Origin of the sequence: Enterobacter sp. 148H3, from assembly GCF_034107425.1 — a bacterium.
In the GTDB taxonomy this organism is placed as follows: Bacteria; Pseudomonadota; Gammaproteobacteria; order Enterobacterales; family Enterobacteriaceae; genus Enterobacter; species Enterobacter vonholyi.
The window spans coordinates 40,234-62,954 of record NZ_JAWNEI010000014.1 but is presented as its reverse complement, the minus strand read 5'-3'; the positions used below and the strand labels follow the sequence as shown (position 1 = coordinate 62,954).

The 22,721-nt window shown below is 56.1% G+C and carries 23 protein-coding genes; 8 read left to right on the top strand and 15 right to left on the bottom strand.

Annotated features, from left to right (window positions below):
* Window positions 1-39: 39 nt before the first annotated feature.
* Complete coding sequence (locus tag USH94_RS18535; protein WP_111965379.1) at window positions 40-1,005, top strand: DMT family transporter; 966 nt, start codon at window positions 40-42, stop codon at window positions 1,003-1,005.
* Between the two features lie 79 nt (window positions 1,006-1,084).
* Here the strand turns inward: USH94_RS18535 and USH94_RS18530 are convergent, their stop codons facing one another.
* Window positions 1,085-2,734: a methyl-accepting chemotaxis protein gene (locus USH94_RS18530; RefSeq protein ID WP_111965380.1), complete on the bottom strand. Its 1,650-nt coding sequence runs from the start codon at window positions 2,732-2,734 to the stop codon at window positions 1,085-1,087.
* A 244-nt stretch (window positions 2,735-2,978) separates the two neighbouring features.
* Between USH94_RS18530 and ytfE the strand changes: the two genes are divergently transcribed.
* Entirely contained in the window at window positions 2,979-3,641 is a 663-nt protein-coding gene (ytfE, locus tag USH94_RS18525; protein WP_111965381.1) for an iron-sulfur cluster repair protein YtfE, read from the top strand.
* Window positions 3,642-3,736: 95 nt separating this feature from the next.
* Here ytfE and cycA read toward each other — a convergent pair whose 3' ends face one another.
* Both cycA and fklB read right to left on the bottom strand, forming a co-directional pair.
* On the bottom strand, window positions 3,737-5,146 hold the full coding sequence (gene cycA / locus USH94_RS18520; RefSeq protein WP_111965382.1) for a D-serine/D-alanine/glycine transporter: 1,410 nt from the start codon (window positions 5,144-5,146) through the stop codon (window positions 3,737-3,739).
* A gap of 311 nt (window positions 5,147-5,457) precedes the next feature.
* Entirely contained in the window at window positions 5,458-6,078 is a 621-nt protein-coding gene (gene fklB / locus USH94_RS18515; protein WP_008502892.1) for an FKBP-type peptidyl-prolyl cis-trans isomerase, read from the bottom strand.
* Window positions 6,079-6,311: 233 nt separating this feature from the next.
* Between fklB and USH94_RS18510 the strand changes: the two genes are divergently transcribed.
* A complete protein-coding gene (locus USH94_RS18510; protein WP_111965383.1) occupies window positions 6,312-6,956 on the top strand; it encodes an OapA family protein in 645 nt (214 codons plus the stop codon).
* A gap of 67 nt (window positions 6,957-7,023) precedes the next feature.
* On the opposite strand, the gene rplI is transcribed toward USH94_RS18510, so the two are convergent.
* From rplI to rpsF, 4 genes are read right to left on the bottom strand one after another with little or no spacing between them, the layout of a single operon-like run.
* Window positions 7,024-7,473 carry a 50S ribosomal protein L9 gene (gene rplI / locus USH94_RS18505; protein WP_024907318.1) on the bottom strand — a complete coding sequence of 150 codons (450 nt, stop codon included), beginning with the start codon at window positions 7,471-7,473 and terminating at the stop codon, window positions 7,024-7,026.
* A gap of 41 nt (window positions 7,474-7,514) precedes the next feature.
* Window positions 7,515-7,742: a 30S ribosomal protein S18 gene (rpsR, locus tag USH94_RS18500; protein WP_000135199.1), complete on the bottom strand. Its 228-nt coding sequence runs from the start codon at window positions 7,740-7,742 to the stop codon at window positions 7,515-7,517.
* 4 nt (window positions 7,743-7,746) lie between these two features.
* Window positions 7,747-8,061, bottom strand: coding sequence for a primosomal replication protein N (gene priB / locus USH94_RS18495; protein WP_008502895.1), 315 nt, complete (start codon window positions 8,059-8,061; stop codon window positions 7,747-7,749).
* Window positions 8,062-8,067: 6 nt separating this feature from the next.
* Entirely contained in the window at window positions 8,068-8,463 is a 396-nt protein-coding gene (gene rpsF, locus USH94_RS18490) for a 30S ribosomal protein S6 (protein ID WP_014068637.1), read from the bottom strand.
* A gap of 341 nt (window positions 8,464-8,804) precedes the next feature.
* On the opposite strand from rpsF, the gene yjfY reads away from it, so the two are divergent.
* Window positions 8,805-9,080 carry a DUF1471 family protein YjfY gene (gene yjfY / locus USH94_RS18485; protein ID WP_010427445.1) on the top strand — a complete coding sequence of 92 codons (276 nt, stop codon included), beginning with the start codon at window positions 8,805-8,807 and terminating at the stop codon, window positions 9,078-9,080.
* A gap of 167 nt (window positions 9,081-9,247) precedes the next feature.
* Here yjfY and yjfP read toward each other — a convergent pair whose 3' ends face one another.
* Entirely contained in the window at window positions 9,248-9,970 is a 723-nt protein-coding gene (yjfP, locus tag USH94_RS18480) for an esterase (RefSeq protein WP_111965384.1), read from the bottom strand.
* A 137-nt stretch (window positions 9,971-10,107) separates the two neighbouring features.
* On the opposite strand from yjfP, the gene bsmA reads away from it, so the two are divergent.
* From bsmA to USH94_RS18465, 3 genes are all read left to right on the top strand, one after another.
* A complete protein-coding gene (gene bsmA / locus USH94_RS18475; RefSeq protein WP_111965385.1) occupies window positions 10,108-10,437 on the top strand; it encodes a biofilm peroxide resistance protein BsmA in 330 nt (109 codons plus the stop codon).
* Window positions 10,438-10,573: 136 nt separating this feature from the next.
* Window positions 10,574-10,861: a DUF1471 family protease activator YjfN gene (gene yjfN / locus USH94_RS18470; protein WP_111965386.1), complete on the top strand. Its 288-nt coding sequence runs from the start codon at window positions 10,574-10,576 to the stop codon at window positions 10,859-10,861.
* Window positions 10,862-11,033: 172 nt separating this feature from the next.
* Window positions 11,034-12,965, top strand: a complete 1,932-nt coding sequence (locus tag USH94_RS18465) for a methyl-accepting chemotaxis protein (RefSeq protein ID WP_111965387.1) — start codon at window positions 11,034-11,036, stop codon at window positions 12,963-12,965.
* On the opposite strand, the gene USH94_RS18460 is transcribed toward USH94_RS18465, so the two are convergent.
* Window positions 12,962-14,584 carry an isovaleryl-CoA dehydrogenase gene (locus USH94_RS18460; RefSeq protein ID WP_111965388.1) on the bottom strand — a complete coding sequence of 541 codons (1,623 nt, stop codon included), beginning with the start codon at window positions 14,582-14,584 and terminating at the stop codon, window positions 12,962-12,964. The genes USH94_RS18465 and USH94_RS18460 overlap by 4 nt on opposite strands.
* 194 nt (window positions 14,585-14,778) lie before the next feature.
* On the opposite strand from USH94_RS18460, the gene USH94_RS18455 reads away from it, so the two are divergent.
* Complete coding sequence (locus USH94_RS18455; RefSeq protein ID WP_111965389.1) at window positions 14,779-16,053, top strand: MFS transporter; 1,275 nt, start codon at window positions 14,779-14,781, stop codon at window positions 16,051-16,053.
* Window positions 16,054-16,143: 90 nt separating this feature from the next.
* Here USH94_RS18455 and rlmB read toward each other — a convergent pair whose 3' ends face one another.
* The 6 genes from rlmB to hflC form a co-directional block, all read right to left on the bottom strand.
* A complete protein-coding gene (rlmB, locus tag USH94_RS18450) occupies window positions 16,144-16,878 on the bottom strand; it encodes a 23S rRNA (guanosine(2251)-2'-O)-methyltransferase RlmB (protein ID WP_028015258.1) in 735 nt (244 codons plus the stop codon).
* A gap of 66 nt (window positions 16,879-16,944) precedes the next feature.
* Window positions 16,945-19,386, bottom strand: coding sequence for a ribonuclease R (gene rnr, locus USH94_RS18445; protein WP_111965390.1), 2,442 nt, complete (start codon window positions 19,384-19,386; stop codon window positions 16,945-16,947).
* Between the two features lie 38 nt (window positions 19,387-19,424).
* Entirely contained in the window at window positions 19,425-19,850 is a 426-nt protein-coding gene (gene nsrR, locus USH94_RS18440; RefSeq protein WP_111965420.1) for a nitric oxide-sensing transcriptional repressor NsrR, read from the bottom strand.
* 192 nt (window positions 19,851-20,042) lie between these two features.
* On the bottom strand, window positions 20,043-21,341 hold the full coding sequence (locus tag USH94_RS18435; RefSeq protein WP_111965421.1) for an adenylosuccinate synthase: 1,299 nt from the start codon (window positions 21,339-21,341) through the stop codon (window positions 20,043-20,045).
* A gap of 104 nt (window positions 21,342-21,445) precedes the next feature.
* Complete coding sequence (locus USH94_RS18430; RefSeq protein WP_111965391.1) at window positions 21,446-21,643, bottom strand: DUF2065 domain-containing protein; 198 nt, start codon at window positions 21,641-21,643, stop codon at window positions 21,446-21,448.
* Between the two features lie 71 nt (window positions 21,644-21,714).
* Window positions 21,715-22,719, bottom strand: coding sequence for a protease modulator HflC (hflC, locus tag USH94_RS18425; protein WP_111965392.1), 1,005 nt, complete (start codon window positions 22,717-22,719; stop codon window positions 21,715-21,717).
* Window positions 22,720-22,721 lie beyond the last annotated feature (2 nt).

The following is a 22,721-nucleotide window of genomic DNA, read 5'->3' as shown; positions in this document are numbered from 1 at the left end:
CCTACACTGCATACAGCGTAAATACCTGTGGATGGAAAAATGATTAGTGGAGTGTTGTATGCCCTGCTGGCCGGGATGATGTGGGGGCTGATTTTCGTCGGCCCGCTGATCGTGCCCGAGTATCCGGCAATATTGCAGTCGACCGGACGTTATCTGGCTCTGGGGCTGATTGCCCTGCCTCTGGCGTGGCTGGGACGCGCGCGCTTGCGTCAGCTCAGCCGTCAGGACTGGGCCACCGCGCTGGCGCTGACCATGATGGGCAATCTTCTCTATTACGTTTGCCTGGCGAGCGCCATTCAGCGTACCGGTGCGCCGGTATCAACCATGATTATCGGCACGCTGCCGGTCGTCATCCCCGTCTTTGCTAACCTGCTCTACAGCCAGCGCGATGGCAAACTGGCGTGGTCTAAAATGGCGCCGGCGCTGATATGCACCGCCCTGGGGTTGGTATGCGTCAATATTGCCGAGCTGCGTCATGGGCAGGCGGATGTTGACCTGTGGCGTTACGGTTCTGGCATTGTGCTGGCGTTCATTTCCGTGGCGTGCTGGGCATGGTATGCCCTGCGCAACGCGCGCTGGCTGCGGGAGAATCCGGACAAACATCCGATGATGTGGGCCACGGCGCAGGCGCTGGTCACGTTGCCCGTATCCGTCGTGGGATATCTCGGCGCATGCCTCTGGCTGGGCCATCAGCAGCCGGACTTCGCCCAGCCCTTCGGGCCAAGACCGTGGGTATTTATTGGGCTGATGGTTGCGATCGCCGTGCTGTGTTCATGGGTGGGCGCGCTGTGCTGGAATATTGCCAGCCAGAAGCTGCCGACGGTGATATTAGGGCCGCTGATTGTCTTCGAAACCCTGGCCGGACTGCTTTATACCTTTCTGATGCGCCAGAGCGTACCGCCGCTGTTCACGACCTGTGGGATCGTGCTGTTGGTGGTGGGGGTAGTGATGGCGGTGAGAGCGAAGCCGGAAAAACCGAGGGTTGTTCCGGCATCGGAGATGTGAGTATTGCCCGGCGGCGCTGCGCTTGCAGGGCCTACAAAACCGTAGGCCCGGTAAGGCGTAGCCGCCACCGGGCAAGCCCTTAAAACGTTTCCCAGTTCCCTTCAGACGCCGCCGCGACAGGCTGCGCTTTTGGCACATAGGTTTTTACCGGCGCCGCTTTTACCGCCTGGTTGCGGGTAATTTTGAACACCGCCACCGCTTCGTTCAGGCGTGCAGCCTGATCTTCCAGCGCCGCCGCCGCGGCCGCAGACTCCTCCACCAGCGAGGCGTTCTGCTGGGTCACGCGGTCCATCTCGGCTACCGCCTGGCCCACCTGGTCAATACCACGGCTCTGCTCGTCAGAGGCCGAAGCAATTTCGCCCATAATGTCGGTGACGCGGGTAACCGCATTAACGATCTCTGCCATCGTCTCCCCGGCTTCGTTAACCAGCTGAGAGCCCGCGTTCACGCGTTCACCGGAATCGTCGATCAGCGCTTTAATCTCTTTCGCCGCCTGGGCGCTACGCTGGGCAAGAGTACGCACTTCGCCTGCAACAACCGCAAAACCACGGCCCTGCTCGCCCGCACGCGCGGCTTCCACCGCCGCGTTTAACGCCAGGATATTCGTCTGGAAGGCAATGCCGTCGATCACGTTAGTAATTTGAGCAATTTTGCTGGAGCTGGTGGCGATTTCGTCCATCGTCCGCACGACGCCTTCAACCACGTTACCGCCCTTCTTCGCCGTTGAGGAGGCGTCCAGTGCCAGACGGGAAGCCTGACGCGCGTTATCGGCGTTCTGCTTCACGGTCGCCGTCAGCTGTTCCATGCTGGCTGCCGTCTCTTCCAGAGACGCGGCCTGCTGCTCGGTACGGGAAGAGAGGTCGTTACTGCCAGCGGAGATTTCGCCTGCACCGGTGTAAATGGTATCTGCGCCTTCACGCACCACGCCCACGGTGTTTGCCAGCGAAGTTTGCATCTCCTGCACGTTGCGCGCCAGGATGGCCATTTCATTATTACCGTCTGCCTGAATCGGCTGGGTGAGATCGCCTGCCGCAATAGCGCGAATATGGTTAATCACCTCTTCAAGAGGCAGCAGCAGCACGCGGCGCATGGCGATCCAGCTGGAGATAATCACCACAATCACCAGCAGCATAACCGCAGAAAGGATCCACAGGATGCGCTTGTAGTCGCTTTCATTGTCCTGGATGCCTTTATCGGTAAGCATTGCCTGCGCTTCGCGCCATTCACGATAAACCGTCTGCATCGCGTTTTGTTTCTGTTCGGCATTCTGCTTGAACATATCTTCCAGATTGCCCTGGCTCAGCAGAACGTTCATTTGCGTCAGCGTTGCAGAGTAAATGCGGTACTGCTCTTCGAGTTGGTTGGTCAGGTTCTCATCCAGGCCTGGCGTGTTCGGCAGGGCATAGTATTTATCGTAATGAACCTGCGCTTCAGTCAGCAGATTTTTCGCCGTGGTCACCAGCTCATTCAGCTGACCGCCGTTAATTTGAGAGGCCATGCTGCTTTGCAGGCGCAGCATCCCGCGGTTCAGGGTGACGCGAGCCTGGTTCAGACTGATCCACGCATCGGTAAACTCCGCCACGTTCTTGCTGGAGAGCTGCGACACGGTGAAGTTGTCTTTATCGTTATTCAGGGCGTTGATAAAGATACCGGCGGAAATCACTTGCATGATGCCGAGCACAAGCAGCACCGAAATCAGAAGGGTAATGACTTTTATACGTTTAAACATGCGTTGCCTTTGTTTTATGCAGGTTTGTCTGACGTGGATATATCGGCAGGCGCGGCGGGTTGTTTACTGTTCCTCCACCTTTAAAAAGTTTCGAAACCACTTTCCTGAGCCCATTCAGAGAGTTAAAAGTGGGATTTTTTTGTGATCCACATCTCACTTTACCCCTTCCCTCTAAAGGGTTATAGCGCTGGCCTAAAGATGCATTTAATATGCACTTTATATTATTGATGACGAGGTAACTGCTATGGCCTTTCGCGACCAACCCCTTGGCGAGCTGGCGCTCTCCATTCCTCGCGCTTCTGCGCTGTTCCGTAAATACGATATGGACTACTGCTGCGGCGGTAAGCAAACACTGGAGCGGGCGGCCTCACGCAAAGAGCTGGACGTTGAGGTTATTGAAGCAGAGCTGGCGCAGCTGGCCGAGCAGCCCGTCGACAAAGACTGGCGAACCGCTCCGCTCGCGGAAATCATCGACCATATCATCGTGCGTTATCATGACCGTCACCGTGAGCAACTGCCGGAACTGATTCTTCAGGCGACCAAAGTCGAGCGCGTCCATGCCGACAAACCTTCCGTACCGCGCGGTCTGGCAAAGTACCTGACCCTGCTGCACGAAGAGCTTTCAAGCCACATGATGAAGGAAGAGCAGATCCTCTTCCCGATGATTAAACAGGGTATGGGAAGCCAGGCGATGGGGCCCATCAACGTGATGGAAAGCGAGCATGATGACGCGGGCGAACTGCTGGAAGTGATCAAACACACCACCCACAACGTTACGCCGCCGCCAGAAGCGTGCACAACGTGGAAAGCGATGTACAACGGCATTAACGAGATGATTGACGACCTGATGGAACACATCAGTCTCGAGAACAACGTTCTGTTCCCGCGGGCATTAGCGGGGGAATAAAAAAGGCCGCTGCGGCCTGATGCCCCCACCCCGCCCCTCTGCCACGGGAGAGGGTGCAAAAACTAAAAACGGCAACCGAAGTTGCCGTTTTGCTTTTACCGTACGCCTGCCATACGTTTCTTACCGATAAACACCCAGCCCAGCCCCAGCGCGATAAACCACAGCGGCGTGACGATGAGTGCCTGACGGGTATCATCTTCCAGCGTCAGCAGAACCAGCACGAAGACGAAGAACGCCATGCACACCCAGCACATCAGCTTGCCCAGCGGCATCTTGTAGATCGATTTCTCATGCAGATGTGGGCGCTGCTTGCGGTACACCAGATATGAACAGAGGATGATGGTCCAGACGAACATAAACAGGATCGCTGAGACTGTGGTGATCATGGTGAACGCGCCAATCACGCTTGGGTTCACGTAGAGCATCACCACGCCGCCCAGCAGGCACATGCAGGAGAAGGTCAGCCCTTTTGCCGGTACGGCACGCTTAGAGAGCTTGGCGAACGCGCTCGGCGCCACGCCTTCCTGCGCCAGGCCAAACAGCATACGGCTGGTGGAGAACACGCCGCTGTTCGCGGAAGATGCCGCAGAGGTCAGCACCACGAAGTTAATCAGGCTCGCGGCAGCAGGCAGGCCTACCAGCACGAACAGCTCAACGAACGGGCTCTTGCTTGGCACCACCGAGCTCCATGGCGTCACGGACATAATGATGATCAGCGCGAAGACGTAGAACATGATGATACGCACCGGAATGGAGTTGATGGCGCGCGGCAGGGACTTCTCCGGATCTTTGGTTTCCGCAGCGGTCGTTCCGACCAGCTCAATTCCCACAAACGCGAACACCGCGATCTGGAAGCCGGCAAAGAAGCCGCTGATGCCTTTCGGGAACCAGCCGCCGTCATTCCACAGATGGGTAAACGACGCCTGAACGCCCGTTGGTGACTGGAAGTGGGTGAGCACCATCACCAGGCCCACCACGATGAGCCCGACAATGGCCACGATTTTGATCATCGCGAACCAGAACTCCATCTCACCGAACATTTTAACGGTGGCGAGGTTCAGGCTCAGCAGCAGAACAATAACCGCCAGCGAGGCGACCCAGTCCGACAGACCCGGGAACCAGAACTGCGCGTAGGCGGTAATCGCCACGACGTCCGCCATACCGGTGACAACCCAGCAGAACCAGTAGGTCCAGCCGGTGAAATAGCCCGCCCACGGCCCGAGCAGGTCAGAAGCGAAGTCGCTAAAGGATTTGTATTCGAGGTTCGAGAGCAGCAGTTCACCCATTGCACGCATCACGAAGAACAGCATAAAACCGATAATCATATAAACGAATATGATTGACGGCCCGGCGAGACTAATAGTTTTGCCTGACCCCATAAACAGCCCGGTACCGATGGCACCCCCGATGGCAATGAGCTGAATATGACGGTTTGTGAGATTGCGTCGTAGCGACTGTTCAGACGACGCCCCTTCGTCGGCGACGACTTTAACCTGATCTACCATGTGATATTTTCCTGTTTATGCCTGTCTGTGTTGTTAAGGCTCTTCTGGCCTTTAAATACGTCAAAAGATGACGTTCCCTTGTAAGGGCTAATCGATATTAGGTAAGAATCGGCGGGATGAATACTATGATTTAGATATTATGTTAATAATATGTTGAAAGTGAGTGTCATATCACTCATGCAGCGCGAAACAGCTCACAAAAATACACGCAACAGTTTCGTTTGCAAGATAAAATGTTGATTGCACCATAACTATAGGTTTTAACACTATTTTCCTCTCCCCAACCGGAGAGAGGAAATAAGAAAAGTCGATTACAGAATTTCCAGCAGCTCGACTTCAAAGACCAGGGTGCTGAATGGAGGGATGGACGCGCCAGCGCCGCGCTCGCCGTAGGCCAGGTTATGCGGAATAGTCAGTTCCCATTTGGAACCGACTGGCATCAGGGTCAGCGCTTCAATCCAGCCTGCGATAACGCCGTTCACCGGGAACTCAGCCGGTTCGCCGCGCGCCACGGAGCTGTCGAACACGGTACCGTCGATCAGCTTACCGGTGTAGTGTACGCGAACGTGGTCGGTACGCGCCGGGATTGCGCCGTCACCCTGATTGATCACGCGGAACTGCAGACCAGACTCGGTGCTGTTCACGCCTTCACGCTCACGGTTCTCTTCCAGATATTTCACACCTTCGGCGGCCATCTCTTCGAAGCGCGCACGACGCACGGCGTCAGCACGTTCGTGGATTTCACGCAGCGCACGGTGCACAACGTCAACCGGAACGGCAGGCTGTTTGCCTTCCAGTGCGTCAGCGATACCCGCCACCAGCGCTTCTGGTAACAGACCTTCCAGGCCGGATTCGCTCAGCTGCTGTCCTACCTGCAAGCCGATACCGTAACTTGCCTGCGCTTCGATAGTGTCAAAAGTCGGGGTGGTCATGGGTTTTCCTTCCATCACATTTAAAGTAGCGGGCAGCATATCAGCCATGCCCTTATGGGTAAAACTTTGTCTGAAGTTAAGGTGACAAACCGCGACGAAACAGAAACAATAGAGATAACCAGGATTAATCCCGAACTGATGTCACGGATGTCGGGTTTGCTACGCCGTTCAGGCAGTTAGCAAACTATACTTCGGAACACAGGATAAAAAAGACGCGGAGCAGGAGGAGTGCCATGCCCGGGCGATTTGAACTGAAACCTACCCTGGCGAAAATCTGGCAGGCGCCGGACAATTTTCGCATCATGGACCCGCTGCCTCCTCTGCATCGCAGAGGGATCATCATTGGCGCGCTGATGGTGATCGTGGGCTTCCTGCTTCCTTCCGGGAGCGATGATGTCGATACCGTACCCGTTACCCGGAATGCCCAACTGGACATTCAGTCGCAGACGCGACCGCAGCCTGACGCACAGCCGATGCAAACGCAGCTTGTCACCCCGTCTAACGATCCGGGTCAGGTTGCACCGGTTGAGCCAGAGCCCATTCAGGATGAACAGCCGCAGGATCAAGCCGCCGCCCCGTCTCAGCCTCAGACGCAACAGCCTACCGGCATTGAGCAACAGTGGCGTTCCTATCGCGTGGAGCCGGGCAAAACCCTGGCACAGCTGTTCCGCGACCATAACCTGCCGCCAACCGACGTATATGCCATGGCGAAGGTAGAAGGTGCAGGTAAGCCGCTCAGTAACCTGCAGAATGGACAGATGGTGCAGGTTCGTCAGAATGCCAGCGGTGTGGTGACAGGATTAACGATTGATACAGGAAACGGACAACAGGTGCTGTTTACCCGCCAGCCAGACGGCAGTTTTATCAGGGCGCGTTAAGGGCCCGGAGCTGTAAAAAGCAAAACGCCGGCACAAGGCCGGCGTTTCAACGTGAGCAGAGTAAAAATTACTCAGCTACAACGTTAACAACCAGTTTAGCGAACACTTCGCTGTGAACCTGGAAGTCAACTTCGTGCTCACCAGTGGTACGCAGAACGCCGTTCGGCAGACGAACTTCGCTCTTAGCCACTTTAACGCCTGCAGCAGTTACTGCATCAGCGATATCGCGGGTACCGATGGAACCGAACAGTTTACCTTCGTCGCCTGATTTAGACGCGATGGTAACGGTGCCCAGTGCGTTGATTGCTTCAGCGCGAGCGTTAGCAGCCGCCAGAACGTCAGCCAGTTTGGCTTCCAGTTCAGCGCGACGTGCTTCGAAAAACTCTACGTTTTTCTTGGTAGCTGGAACAGCTTTACCCTGTGGAACCAGGAAGTTACGTGCGTAACCCGCTTTAACGTTAACCTGATCACCCAGGCTGCCCAGGTTTGCTACTTTATCAAGCAGAATAACTTGCATTACCTTATCCTCTTAAAGTCGTATTAATGGACCGTGCCCGATTACTGATGACGATCAGTGTACGGCAGCAGGGACAGGTAGCGAGCGCGTTTGATAGCGCGAGCCAGCTGACGCTGGTATTTTGCACGAGTACCGGTGATACGGCTTGGGACAATCTTACCGCTTTCGGTGATGTAGTTTTTCAGCGTTGCGATATCTTTATAGTCGATCTCTTGAACGCCTTCCGCGGTGAAACGGCAGAACTTGCGACGACGGAAATAACGTGCCATATGGCTAGTCTCCAGAATCTATCAAATCAATCTGCTCGGCATGCAGAACCATTTTGCTCAGGCCGTTCTTTGCCTTGTGGCAAGAGATGAACCCCTGAACGATTACTGCGCTACCGACCGTTAAACTGTGAGTAATGGCCTGGTTTTCGTGTCCGCTAATAATAACGGGCATTTGGCACCACGCCTGCCGGTGAAACCCGGCTTCCTCTTGCACAGAACGATGCTCAAGCACGAACTGGCAATGCGGAATTCCTGATGGACTGACCTTTCGAAGGGGAGCCCTGCATACGATGCCGGACAACGCCAGACGGTTGGTCATCAGAAATTACTCTTCAGAATCCCCAGCATCAGAATCATCTGCGGTTTCGTTTGCGAAATCATCGCGACGCTCACGGCGCTCGTCTTTCGCTTTAACCATCGGAGATGCTTCGGTAACTGCGTTTTTGGTACGCATAACCATGCTGCGGATAACGGCATCGTTGAAGCGGAAGGTAGTTTCCAGCTCATCGATCACTTCCTGCGGCGCTTCAACGTTCATCAGAACGTAGTGTGCTTTGTGCAGTTTGTTGATCGGGTAAGCCAGCTGACGGCGGCCCCAGTCTTCCAGACGGTGGATCGTACCTTCTGCACCAGTGATGGCAGCAGAGTAACGCTCGATCATACCCGGAACCTGTTCGCTCTGGTCAGGATGGACCATAAAAACGATTTCGTAATGACGCATCGAATTGCTCCTTACGGATTATTCAGCCTCCTGTCTGGGTCAGCCGAGGCCCGGGGAGGCAAGGAACGTGTTAAAGGTCGGCTGAAAAATTGACGCGTCATAATACTTGCGCGCCCCTGGAAACTCAAGCTGATTGCACAAATAATTCGCACAAAGCGCGAAGCGGGTCTAAGTAGGTGATTTAAAATTGGTCACACCCGGAAGCGTTGTTTTTTTGAACAACTGCATCAGAAATGGTCACGCATCCCCGCTGGATGAGTGATTACACTTTAATCAGAGATCGCCTGAATTAAAGAAGGAGCATCCCCCCTCTCGCAGCACGTAGTCGTGGAGCGCATATCATGAAAAAAATCGCATTAGCCATAATGGCGGCGCTTTTGCTCAGTGCAAACGCGATGGCAGCCATCAAGATAGACAGCCGACAGGCCAGAAACATGGATGATGTGCAAAGCTTGGGCGTAATTTACATCAATCATAATTTCGCCACGGAAAGTGAAGCAGATCAGGCCCTAAACGAAGAAACCGATGCGCAGGGCGCAACCTATTACCACGTGATGTTAACCCGTGAGCCCGGCAGCAACGGCAACATGCACGCCAGTGCAGATATTTACCGATAACGCTTTAACGCTAGCACCTGGAAAGCCAACAACGAGAACATAGCCATAGTTGACGTTGCCCCCTGCCCGGGGGCTTTTTTTTGAGAAAGGCTCCGGAATACCATCGGTAAAAGACCCCGTGAGTTCCTCCAGAAGCTGGAAGATCAGAGAGTAAAGGTGCTGCGCATTTAAAGGTGCTGGCGGAAAAATGCCACCGTGGCGTCCAGCGCCGCTGGCGTGATGCGGTGGCGGACGCCAGGTTCCCACAGGCAGGTCAGATTACCGTCCAGTCCTTCATTCATTAATGCCTGCTGCAGACGGAAGGTTCCCTCGGGCGGGACCACATCATCCGCATCACCGTGCCATAGCAGCAGTGGGCGATCGGCCACGCGCGGCAATGACTGGGTCACATCCCACTCTTCGAGCGTCGCGGTGATTTCCGCTAATTCCTGAGGGGGAAAGAGCGTCTTCGCCAGCGACGCAAAATAACCCGAGCCCATCAGGCAGGCGACCGACTTCACTTCCGGATGATGCGTCATAATCCCCAGCGCCGTCATACCGCCCATCGACGCGCCGGCGACAGCCAGACGATTGTCTGCAACCAGGCCGGACTCATAAAGCGCATCGCGCACCCCGGCAAACTCGGTCAGACTCCCGTGCAGAATGTGCCAGAACTGCCCAAGCCGCGCCTGTTCATTGCCCTTAAAGCGGGCGCCGTGGTCAGGCGCATCCGGCATCACCACGCGAAAACCCGCCTGCGCCAGCGCAACGGCAAAATAACTGTAAACCAGCTTCGATGAGGTGAACCCGTGATAAAAAACCACAACAGGCAGCGGTTTATCACGTTTACCCGCAGGCATCGCGTGTAAAATTTCATGGTCGCCGAGGTGGCGTATTTCAATTTCAATCATTGTCGACCCTGTGCGAATGTATGATTCATAATGTTGAGAACTGGGTTACGCTTTCACGTCATTTTCATTCGAAATTTACGTCCCAGATAACACTTCGGGAACATTCCCCCAAAACTAAATTCACAGACAACTACACTATGGCTATCAGGAAACGAGATATGGTTATGCGCAGGTTTGCTGCTTTAGTGCTGGTGTTTCTGCTTAGTGGCTGTAGCGCGCTGCAGGGAACGCCGCAACCCGCTCCACCGGTCGCCGATCATCCACAGGAGATTCGTCGTAATCAGACGGAAGGATTACAACGAATGGGCACGATTTCCGCGCTGGTACGCGGCTCCCCCGATGACGCAGAAGCGGCAATAAAAGCACAGGCCGTCGCCGCCAAAGCAGATTATTACGTCATCATTATGATCGACGAAACCATCATAACGGGACAGTGGTATTCACAGGCCATTTTGTACCGTAAATAATGGTTTTCCTTTGAACGAGATTTACACTGCTTTGCGTCCATAGACATTTTCCTGTCCACAATAAACTCCATGCCCGCGTCAATGGAAGGGAGTTTATTCGCGAAGGATTGCCCGGCGGATACCGGAGATATGTGAAATGGAGCTGACGATGAAACGAACTCTTGCTTTGACCTCTCTGTTGCTCTCAGCAGGCCTGGTGAGCACCACCGCGCAGTCAGCAGAATTCGCCAGTGCTGACTGTGTGACTGGCCTGAATGAAATTGGCCAGATCTCCGTGAATAATATCTCGGGGAGCCCGCAGGACGTTGAACGCGTTGTGGCATTAAAGGCCGATGAGCAGGGTGCTTCATGGTATCGCATCATCCAGATGCAGGAAGATCACCACATCGACCACTGGCGAGTACAGGCCATTCTTTACGTGTAATATCCCTCCTGATAAAAGCCACTTATTTTTAGTGGCTTTTCGTTTTTGCAAATTTTTTATCTTATGAAAAACCAATCAATAACAATAAAATAACATTTTGTTACATTAATTCAGTAAACGTAATCCCCGCTCTGCCGTTGAAGAACCATACCTTTTCAATGATGAGCAATTTATGATCAACGTTTTTCGCCGTGCAGGCTTGGGGGCAAAGCTGTCGCTGCTTACGGGCATCAGTGTCGCCACGCTGTTTCTGCTTTTCACTTTTCTGCTCAGTCAAAAAGCCAGCCAGCAGCTTGAAGCCCTCGCCGTCGAAGACCTGCATAATCAGTCCACAGGCATGGTCGACATGGTGCAGATGTTTAATACCAGCCTGAGCGAAGAAGTCGAAAGTTACACCAAACTGTTTACGACATTTCTGCCCCAGCCTTTTAGCGTCGATACTCAGCAGCCCCGGACCATTAACGGGCTCACCGTTCCCCTACTGAAAGGGGGAGACGCTGAACTCCATGAAAATACCTCTTTTTCCGATGACTTTCTGAGCCGTACGGGAGCAATCTCCACGCTGTTTGTACGCAGCGGTAACGACTTTGTTCGCGTCGCCACCTCCCTGCGCAAAGAGAACGGCGAGCGGGCGATGGGCACCGTGCTGGATACCGCCAGCCCGGCCTTTGCCGCCGTCAACAGAGGGGAAGTCTACCGTGGCCTGGCGCTGCTGTTTGGCAAACGCTATATCACCCAGTATCAGCCGGTTAAAAACGCCGATGGCCAGGTCATTGCGATCGTCTTCGTTGGCGTGGACATTACGCATTCCTGGAACGTCATGCGCGAAAAAATCCTCACCCGCCGCCTGGGCGAGAGCGGTCACTTCTTCGTGCTGGATCGCAGCAACGGCAAAACGCGCGGGCAATACCTGTTCCATGCCGGTGAAGAGGGACAGCTGCCGAAGTGGGACGGCGCGACGCAGCAACAGCTTTTGAGTGACAAGCCCGGCACGCTGGAACGCGTAAGCGACGACGGCCGCACGCTGAAAATGGCCTATACCCCGCTGCCAGGCTGGAACTGGACTATCGTCGGCGAAGTGGATAAATCGGTGCTGCTCTCAAGCGTTACCGCCATGCGCGATCGCTTCTTGCTTGCCGGCGTGGTCTTATCCATCCTGTTTGCTGGCCTGTTCGTGATTCTTATTCGCCGCGTGCTGACCCGCCCGCTGCGCAATGTGATCCATCTTGCCCGGCAATATGCCGCAGGGGATCTCCGTTCCAGCCTGCCCGTGACGCGCCAGGACGAAGTCGGCCAGCTGATCGACGCCATTAACGGAATCGGCGGCGGCCTGCAAAAAATTGTCCTGCAGGTCCGCGAGGCCGCTGGCGAGATCCATTTGGGCACCAACGCGCTGGCCGCCGACACCGGCGAGATTTCAGAGCAGATCAACAAGCAGGCGAGCAGCGTGGAAGAGACCTCCGCCAGCATGGAGCAGCTGGCCGCCACCGTGCAGCAAAATGCCGCCAACATGGAGCAAACGCAGCAGCTGGTCGGTGAAACCTCGCTCGCGGTCCATCAGGGCGGTGAGACGGTCACCCACGCGGTATCGACCATGGACGATATTCGCGAAGCGTCAAAACGCATAGAAGACATCACGCGCGTGATCGAATCCATCGCTTTCCAGACCAATATTCTGGCGCTGAATGCGGCAGTGGAAGCGGCCCGCGCCGGTGAGCACGGAAAAGGGTTTGCGGTAGTCGCGCAGGAAGTTCGCGCCCTGGCGGGACGCAGCGCTAACGCGGTGAAGGAGATTGAACAGCTGATTGGCGATACGCTCAGAAAAGTGAGTGAGGGCCATGCGCTGTCTGAAAAGACCCGCCTGGCGATGGATGACATCATCATTCATATCGATAACATCAGCCAGCTGGTCACCGAGATTAACCATGCCTCACGCGAGCAGTCCGCAGGGATTGGCCAGGTTAATCTCGCCATGACCCACATTGGCGAAGCGTCGCATATCAATGCCGATCGTATCTCACGCAGCGAACAAACGGCTCAAACGCTGCGCGAGAAGGGATCACATCTGGCCCAGCTGGTGAGCCTGTTCCAGCTAAAAGGCTAACCGACTCTGCCCGTCGCACGCAGCAGCAGGTCGCTTTGCACCTGCTCGCTCATCAGCGTGCCGCCACGGGTATCGAGCATCATGCGGCACCACGCCTGCGCCACCGGAGGCGACGCGTGCCGCAGCATTTCGCTCCCGGCACCCAGCAGGAAAAGCTGCTGCGCGATCTCCCGCCCCTGCGCCTCCTGCGGTTTACGCAGTTTTTGCTGAAGCTGTCGCCAGCTGCGGTCGAAGTGTCTGTCCTGCCCTTTTACCTGTGCAAACTCATCGGCAAGCAGATCGTGAATCCCCGGCTGCTTCGCCAGCACGCGCAGCACGTCCAGGCACATGATGTTGCCGGACCCTTCCCAGATGCTGTTCACCGGCATCTCGCGATACAGGCGGGGAAGTTCGCTCTCCTCGCAGTACCCGACTCCGCCCAGCACCTCCATCGCTTCAGCGACAAACGGGATGCCCGCTTTGCACACGCTAAACTTCGCGGCCGGGGTAAACAGCCGCGCCCATGCCGCCTCCTGCGGATCCGTGCGTTTATCCCACGCCCGCGCCAGGCGAAACAGCAGCGCCGTTTGCCCCTCCAGCACCAGCGCCATCCGGCTTAGCACTTCGCGCATGAGCGGCTGATCGATAAGATTTTTGCCGAAGGTCTGGCGCTGATGCGCATGGTACAGCGCCACGGACAGCGCCCGACGCATCAGTCCGTGGCTGCCCAGCGCGCAGTCAAAGCGCGTCAGACCGCCCATTTTGAGGATCTGCCGTACCCCTTCGCCCTCTTCCCCCAGCAGCCAGCCGGAGGCATCAAGAAACTCCACCTCGCTGCTGGCGTTGGAGCGATTCCCGAGCTTGTCCTTAAGGCGCTCCAGCCGGACGGCGTTGCGCTGTCCATCAGGCAAAAAGCGCGGCACAAAAAAGCAGGACAACCCGCCCTTCGCCTGCGCCAGCACGAGATGCGCATCGCTTTGCGGGACGGAGAAAAACCATTTGTGTCCCACCAGCCGGTAGCTGCCATCACCGCATTTTTCCGCTTTGGTGGTGTTGCTCAGCACGTCCGAGCCGCCCTGCTTTTCCGTCATCCCCATACCAATCAGCAGGCCGCGCTTTTGTGCGCCAGGCGCAAGATGCGGATCGTAGCGATCGCTGAGCAGCGGCGTCAGCCAGTCGTGAAAGAGTCTGGGGAGCGCCTGCTGCAGGAGCGGTGTCGCGGCAAACGTCATGGTGACCGGACAAAGCGTGCCCGCTTCCACCTGAGCATGAAGCACAAAGCGTGCGGCCCGCGCGACAAACGACCCTTTACGCGCCTCCTCTTCCCATGCCAGGTTATGTACCCGATTGGCACACAACCCCTGCATCAGCAGGTGCCATGCCGGGTGAAAGCGGACGTCATCCAGTCGCTCTCCGGTGGCGTCATAGCGAAGCAACTCCGGCGGATTCACGTTCGCCAGCCTGCCCAGCTCCAGCGACTCTGCAGTACCTAACTGCTGCCCGATGCTGGCGAGCAGCTCAACATCCCACTCGGCCCCCTCGCGCGAAACTGCGTCACGCAGCGCGCAGTCCGAAAGGAAAAGGTTGCTGTTGGAAAGCGGTGCGGGTTGATTGAAAACGGTATGGGTCTGCCAGTGCATACTGTCTCCCTCCTTCAGTGGCAATGACGATAAGTATGGACAGAGCGCGCACACGATGCATGGGAGGGGAGTCACACGTTCACGATCCCGCTGATATCATTCGTGAAATAGCTCACAGAACATAAGAATAAACTATTTCATGACTTCGCTTTTGTTGAATAATTTATTCTCTCCCCCTTTCAGTGAGGAAAGTTATGCAACCGGATGCGCACAAGCGAGCATTAATTGCCGGCTCCATTGGTAACTTTATCGAGTGGTATGAGTTTGCGGTCTACGGTTTTCTGGCGACCGTCATTGCGAAGAACTTCTTCCAGCTTGAAGGGGAAGCGGGACTTACCAGCCTGATCCTCACCTACGCCTCATTCGCCATCGCCTTCTTCTTCCGTCCGCTGGGCGCGGTGGTGTTTGGACGCATCGGCGACCGAATTGGCCGTAAGCCGACGCTCATTATTGTTCTGGTGCTCATGACGCTGGCCACCGCCGCCATCGGCATTGTGCCGGTCTATGCCAGCATCGGGATTGCCGCACCGCTGATCGTTACGCTGCTTCGCATCCTGCAGGGACTGTTCGCGGGCGGCGAGTACGGCGGTGCGGTCTCGCTGATGACGGAGTTCGCCCCGCGCGGCAAGCGTGGGCTCTATGGCGCGTGGCAGTCCTTTACCGTGGCGCTGGGGCTGTTAGCGGGCGCAGGCATCGTGGCGCTGCTCTCCGCCCTACTCACGCCTGAAGCCCTGCACGACTGGGGCTGGCGCATTCCTTTCTTCCTTGCGCTGCCCATGGGTGTTGTTGCGCTGTGGCTTCGTGTCAGCATGGAGGAGACGCCCAGCTTTGTGCAGCAGCAGGACAAACCGGTTGTCGCTAAGGCGGATACTGCCGCCACGCTCCGGGCCATCGTGATGGGGATTGGCCGCGTAATGGTCTGGTCTGCGGCGGGTTACACTTACCTTGTGATTATGCCGACCTATCTCCAGTCGGCGCTACACACCGGGTTTAACCAGGCGCTGCTGATCGCGGTGATTTCGAACGTTGGGTTTGCGCTAACCATTATTCCGTCGGGGATCGTGAGCGACCGGATCGGGCGTCGCACGTTGATGATTATCGCCACCGCGCTGCTGCTGATCCTCGCCCTGCCGCTGCTGAAACTTCTGCAGGCGGAGTCCAGCACGCTGGCGGTGAAAGCGATAGTGGTATTAATTGCGGGCGGTCTGGTGGGCATGCTGGCGGGGCCGGGCCCGGCAATGCTCTCTGAGATGTTCCCGACGCGCGTGCGCTATACGGGCCTGGGGCTGGCCTACTCGTTATCGAACGCGATTTTCTCGGGATGCGCAGGGTTAATCATTACCGGGCTGATTAAGCAGACGGGCAACCTGGATATTCCGGCGTATTACGTGATGGCGACGGCCGTCGTAAGTATTTTCGCGCTGATGACCCTGAGGAAGGATGACCATTTGCGGTCGTTAGAGGAGTGAGGTTGTCACCGTCTGATGCCCTCACCCCGGCCCTCTCCCACGGGGAGAGGGAGAAAACACTAAAGGCCATCCTGTGGACGGCCTTGCTGTTTATTCTCCCCGCTGACGCACCGCTTCAAACAGGCAGATGCCCGTCGCAACGGAAACGTTCAGAGACGACACGCTGCCCGCCATCGGGATGCTGATCAGCTCGTCGCAGTGCTCGCGGGTCAAACGACGCATGCCTTCACCTTCCGCACCCATCACCAGCGCCAGACGGCCGGTCATTTTGCTCTGATACAGGGTATGATCCGCTTCACCGGCGGTACCGACGATCCAGATGTTCTCTTCCTGCAGCAGACGCATGGTGCGCGCCAGGTTGGTCACGCGGATCAGCGGAACGTTTTCCGCCGCGCCGCAGGCCACCTTCTTCGCCGTCGCGTTCAGCTGCGCGGAGCGATCTTTCGGCACAATCACCGCATGCACGCCCGCTGCATCCGCGCTGCGCAGACACGCGCCGAGGTTGTGCGGATCGGTTACGCCATCGAGGATCAAGAAGAACGGATTCTCCAGCTCAGCGATCAGATCCGGCAGATCGTTTTCCTGATACTGACGGCCCGGCTTCACGCGGGCAATGATCCCCTGGTGAACCGCGCCTTCACTTTTTTCATCCAGGAACTGGCGGTTCGCCAGCTGGATCACCACACCCTGCGCTTCCAGGGCATGGATCAGCGGCATCAGACGCTTATCTTCACGCCCTTTCAGAATAAACACTTCCTGAAAACGCTCCGGTGCGCGCTCGAGAAGGGCCTGCACCGCGTGGATGCCGTAAATCATTTCACTCATTGATGGTTCTCGTAATAAGTATTTCCCCTCCCCCCGTTGGGGAGAGGGTCAGGATGAGGGGAGATTTTACTCCGCCTGCTTTTTCTTGGCCGCGCGCTTCGCTTTGGTGGCAGCCGCTATTTTCTGTGTCTTCGCGGAAGGTTTCTTCGCTGAACGGGCTTCTTTCTTCGCCGCCTTCGGCTTCTGCTTCTTCTCACCGCGGAACGCGCTGTCCGGCTCGAAGTTCACCTTCTTACCGGCCTGACGGCGCTTGCCGCTCGTTTTGCCGTTTCCGCCTTTTTTCGTTCTTTCGCGTTCGGTTTTACCAACGTTACGCGGGGCGCGCTCGCTGGAGATCAGGCTGAAGTCGATTTTACGGTCGTCCATATTCACGGCCTCAACCTTCACTTCCACACGGTCGCCCAGACGATAGGTCTGGCCGCCAGATTCGCCAATCAGACGCTGGCCGACCTGGTCGAAGCGGTAGTAGTCATTATCCAGGCTGGAGACGTGCACCAGACCGTCGATAAACAGCTCGTCCAGACGAACGAAGAAGCCAAAGCCGGTCACGCTGGCAATCACACCTTTGAAGACGTTACCGACCTGGTCCAGCATAAAGTCACACTTCAGCCAGTCCGCCACGTCGCGGGTAGCTTCATCAGCACGGCGTTCGGTCATGGAGCAGTGCTGACCCAGCTGCAGCATCTCTTCCATCGAATAGTGGTAGCCACCGGTTTCGGTGGTGTTCCCTTTATGCCCCTGCTCCTGCGCCAGCAGATACTTGATTGCACGGTGCAGAGAGAGGTCAGGATAACGACGGATCGGCGACGTAAAGTGGGCGTAAGACTGCAGAGCCAGGCCGAAGTGACCGCGGTTTTCCGGATCGTAAATCGCCTGCTTCATCGAGCGCAGCAGCATTGTCTGCAGCATTTCTGCATCAGGACGATCGCTAATGGATTCCAGCAGCTCGGCGTAATCGCGCGGCTCTGGCTTATTGCCGCCCGGCAATTCCAGACCGAGCTCGGCCAGTACGGAGCGGAACGCGGTGATGGCTTCCGTCGACGGTTTATCGTGAATACGGAACAGCGCCGGTTCTTTGGCTTTTTCGACGAAGCGTGCCGCCGAGATATTCGCCAGAATCATACATTCTTCGATCAGCTTGTGCGCATCGTTACGCTGGGTCTGTTCGATACGTTCAATGCGGCGCTCGGCGTTGAAGATAAATTTCGCCTCTTCGCTTTCAAACGAGATCCCGCCGCGTTCTTCGCGCGCCTGATCCAGCGTTTTGTAGAGGTTATGCAGCTCTTCGATGTGTTTGACCAGCGGCGCGTACTGTTCGCGCAGATCCTGGTCGCCCTGCAGCATATGCCAGACCTTGGTATAGGTCAGACGCGCGTGCGAGCTCATCACCGCTTCGTAGAATTTGTAGCCGGTTAAGCGCCCTTTGGTGGAGATGGTCATCTCGCAAACCATACAGAGGCGGTCAACCTGCGGGTTCAGGGAGCAAAGGCCGTTAGACAGCACTTCCGGCAGCATCGGCACGACCTGCGACGGGAAGTAGACCGAGGTACCGCGGCTGCGCGCTTCGTTATCCAGCGGGGTGTGCGGACGAACATAGTAGCTTACGTCAGCGATAGCAACCCACAGGCGCCAGCCGCCGCCGCGTTTTTTCTCGCAGTAGACGGCGTCATCGAAGTCGCGGGCGTCTTCACCGTCGATAGTGACCAGCGGCAGGGAGCGTAGATCCACGCGGCCCACTTTGGACTCTTCCGGCACTTCTTCGCGCAGGCTTTCGATCTGCTCTTCAACCGCTTTCGGCCAGATGTACGGAATTTCATGGGTGCGCAATGCCATATCAACGGCCATCGTAGTCCCCATGTTATCGCCAAGCACTTCGACGATTTTACCTACCGCTTTGGTGCGACGGGTTGGGCGCTGGGTGAGTTCCACCACCACCACAAAGCCCATGCGGGCGCCCATCACCTCTTCAGGTGGGATCAGAATGTCGAAGCTCAGACGGCTGTCGTCCGGCACCACGAAGCCCACGCCCGCGTCGGTGAAGTAACGGCCAACAATCTGGCTGGTTTTTGGCACCAGAACGCGCACGACGCGCGCTTCGCGGCGACCTTTACGGTCAGCGCCCAGCGGCTGCGCCAGGATCTGGTCGCCGTGGATGCACATTTTCATCTGTTCAGATGAGAGATACAGATCGTCTTTACGGCCTTCCACGCGCAGGAAGCCGAAGCCATCGCGGTGACCAATGACGGTCCCTTTCAGCAGATCGAGGCGTTCCGGCAGCGCGTAGCACTGGCGGCGGGTAAAGACCAGTTGCCCGTCGCGCTCCATCGCGCGCAGGCGGCGGCGAAGGGCTTCAATCTGCTCTTCACCTTCAATATTTAATTCAACGGCAAGTTCTTCACGATTGGCGGGTTTTTCGCGTTTTGTTAAGTGTTCAATGATGAACTCGCGGCTGGGGATAGGATTCGCGTATTTTTCGGCTTCGCGTTCCTGGAAAGGATCGTGTGACATGTCGGTTCCTCCGTTGTCAGCTCCGGTGGAAATTTTCTTCATTCCACCAGCAATAATTTATAAAGCGGTTGATTCTCTTCAACCAAATCGGCCAGCGTGTAGTTATCCAGTTCCATGAGAAAACTTTGCACGGCCTTAGAAAGCGCCTGTTTCAGGCGGCAAGCGGGCGTGATGTGGCAGAACTCGCTGCTGCAGTTCACCAGAGACAGCGGCTCCAGTTCACGTACCACATCGCCAACACGAATACTCTGTGCCGGTTTACCGAGACGGATCCCACCATTCTTCCCGCGGACGGCAGCAACGTATCCGGCACGACTAAGTTGATTGATTATTTTGACCATATGATTACGGGATACGCCGTAGACCTCTGTCACTTCAGAGATACTGGTCATCTTCCCCTCGGGTAACGACGCCATGTAAATCAGCGCACGTAAGCCGTAATCGGTGAAACTTGTTAACTGCACATCAACCTCAGGAAAAAGGGAAATCGCGGACAAACCGCAGAGATATTCATTAATGATGATAAACCAGCCAGATAGTTAGCGGCTAATTTATTTGACAGACGGGGCGAAAAAGCGGAGATCCAGGAGCGGTCGCCGGATGGCGCTACGCTTATCCGGCCTACGGGTCTCCCCGCAGGCCAGCAGTCACGAAGATTATGCGTCGAACGGGTCGCGCAGGATCATCGTTTCAGTACGATCCGGGCCGGTAGAAATAATATCGATCGGCACTTCGGTCAGTTCTTCAATACGCTTGATGTAATCCAGCGCCGCCTGCGGCAGGCCGCTACGCTCTTTCACACCGAAAGTGGTCTCAGACCAGCCCGGCATGGTTTCGTAGATTGGCTCAATGCCTTCCCAGTCGTCAGCAGCCAGCGGAGTGGTGGTCACTTCGCGGCCATCTGGCATACGGTAGCCTACGCAGATTTTCACTTCTTTCAGGCCGTCCAGTACGTCCAGCTTGGTCAGGCAGAAGCCAGACAGGGAGTTGATCTGCACTGCACGACGCACGGCAACCGCATCCAGCCAGCCGGTACGACGACGGCGACCGGTGGTCGCGCCAAACTCGTTACCCTGCTTGCAGAGGAACTCGCCGGTTTCATCAAACAGCTCGGTCGGGAATGGACCCGCACCCACGCGAGTGGAGTACGCTTTGATGATGCCCAGCACGTAATCCACATAACGTGGACCCAGGCCAGAGCCGGTCGCCACGCCACCTGCAGTGGTGTTAGAGGAGGTAACGTACGGATAGGTACCGTGGTCGATGTCCAGCAGCGTACCCTGCGCACCTTCGAACATGACGAAATCGCCACGCTTGCGCGCCTGGTCCAGCAGATCGGACACATCAACAACCATACCGGTCAGAATGTCTGCAATCGCCATGACGTCATCCAGCACTTTCTGGTAGTCAACAGCGTCAGCTTTATAGAAGTTCACCAGCTGGAAGTTGTGATATTCCATCACTTCTTTCAGTTTTTCAGCGAAGGTCGCTTTGTCGAAGAGGTCGCCCACGCGCAGACCGCGGCGTGCAACTTTATCTTCGTAAGCCGGGCCGATACCACGACCGGTGGTGCCGATCGCTTTCGCGCCACGCGCTTTCTCACGCGCTAGGTCCAGCGCCACGTGATAATCCAGGATCAGCGGGCAGGCTTCGGAGAGCAGCAGACGCTCACGAACAGGGATACCACGGTCTTCCAGACCTTTCATCTCTTTCATCAGCGCCGCTGGAGACAGCACAACGCCGTTACCGATGATGCTGGTGACGTTTTCGCGAAGAATGCCTGATGGAATAAGATGGAGGACGGTTTTTTCACCGTTGATTACGAGAGTATGGCCTGCGTTGTGACCGCCCTGGTAGCGCACAACATATTTAGCCCGTTCAGTCAGAAGATCAACAATCTTCCCTTTACCTTCGTCACCCCATTGGGTGCCCAGTACGACGACGTTGTTACCCATTTTTTTCAAAATCACCGTTTGCTTAAAAATGGATTCTACCATCGCTTTTTCAGATATACAGCACTTTTTGACCTCAAAATACGCCGATTGCGCCTACTTTTTGATCAGCCAATCGTTTTCCTCAACATGTAGTAGATCACGATGCCCGCAACCACAAGACCACCGCCAAAACGACGTAAAATATTATCCGGCAGTTGGCTCATGGTGGCGATCATTCGACGCCAGGCGCGTGGATAGAGCATCGGTCCCATGCCTTCAAGCACCAGGACCAGGGCCAGCGCGAGCCAGATCGTTGAATTCATTTTTGTTCCTTATAAAAGAAAACCACCGCTCCGTTGAGAGCGGTGGTTTGAATACTCAAACGAGCCTGAGTTTATCGCGTTGCGTTAGTCGGCGTCTTCATATAACGGAAGAAATCGCTGTCCGGGCTAAGCACCATCACATCCTGGCTGCTCTGGAAGCTATTCTCGTAGGCACGCAGGCTACGGATAAAGGCATAGAAGTCAGGATCCTGGCTGAAGGCATCAGCAAACAGCTTCGCGGCTTCCGCATCACCTTCACCGCGCAGGATACGGCCCTGGCGCTCAGATTCCGCCAGCGTCTTGGTGACTTCGTAGTCTGCTGCAGCACGCAGCTTCTCAGCCTCTTCCTGGCCCTGTGAACGGTGACGACGGGCTACCGCTTCACGCTCGGCGCGCATACGGTTGTAAATCGCCTCGGACACTTCCACCGGCAGGTTGATCTGCTTGATACGCACGTCAACGACTTCGATACCCAGTGCAGCCATACTGTTCGGATTGATCACCGGCACTTTACCGTTGGTTTCCGCCTGAACACGTTCAGCCGCTTTGGCAATCGCATCGTCTGCTGCCGGCGTTGAAACTTCATCTTCAGTGCCCGCTGTGCCGGAGTTCAGCGCATCGCGAACTTCCAGGGTCAGACGACCACGGGAGTCGGTCACGATGTCTTTCACATCCAGACGACCAATCTCAGAACGCAGACGGTCAGAGAACTTACGTTTCAGCAGCACTTCTGCCTGAGAAACGTCACCGCCGCCCGTTGCCAGGAAGTAACGGCTGAAATCACTGATGCGCCATTTGATATAGGAATCAACGATCAGGTCTTTCTTCTCTTTGGTCACAAAACGATCTGCCTGGTTATCCATGGTCTGGATACGCGCATCAAGCGTTTTTACGGACTGAATGAACGGCACCTTGAAGTGCAGACCCGGCTCGTAAATCACCGGGCGTTTGTCGCCATCACGCACGACGCTGCTGAACTGGAACTTGATCCCACGCTCGCCCTCTTTCACCACAAAGATCGAGGTATAAAGCACGACCAGTACGATGACGATGATCGCAATAACTGACTTACGCATCC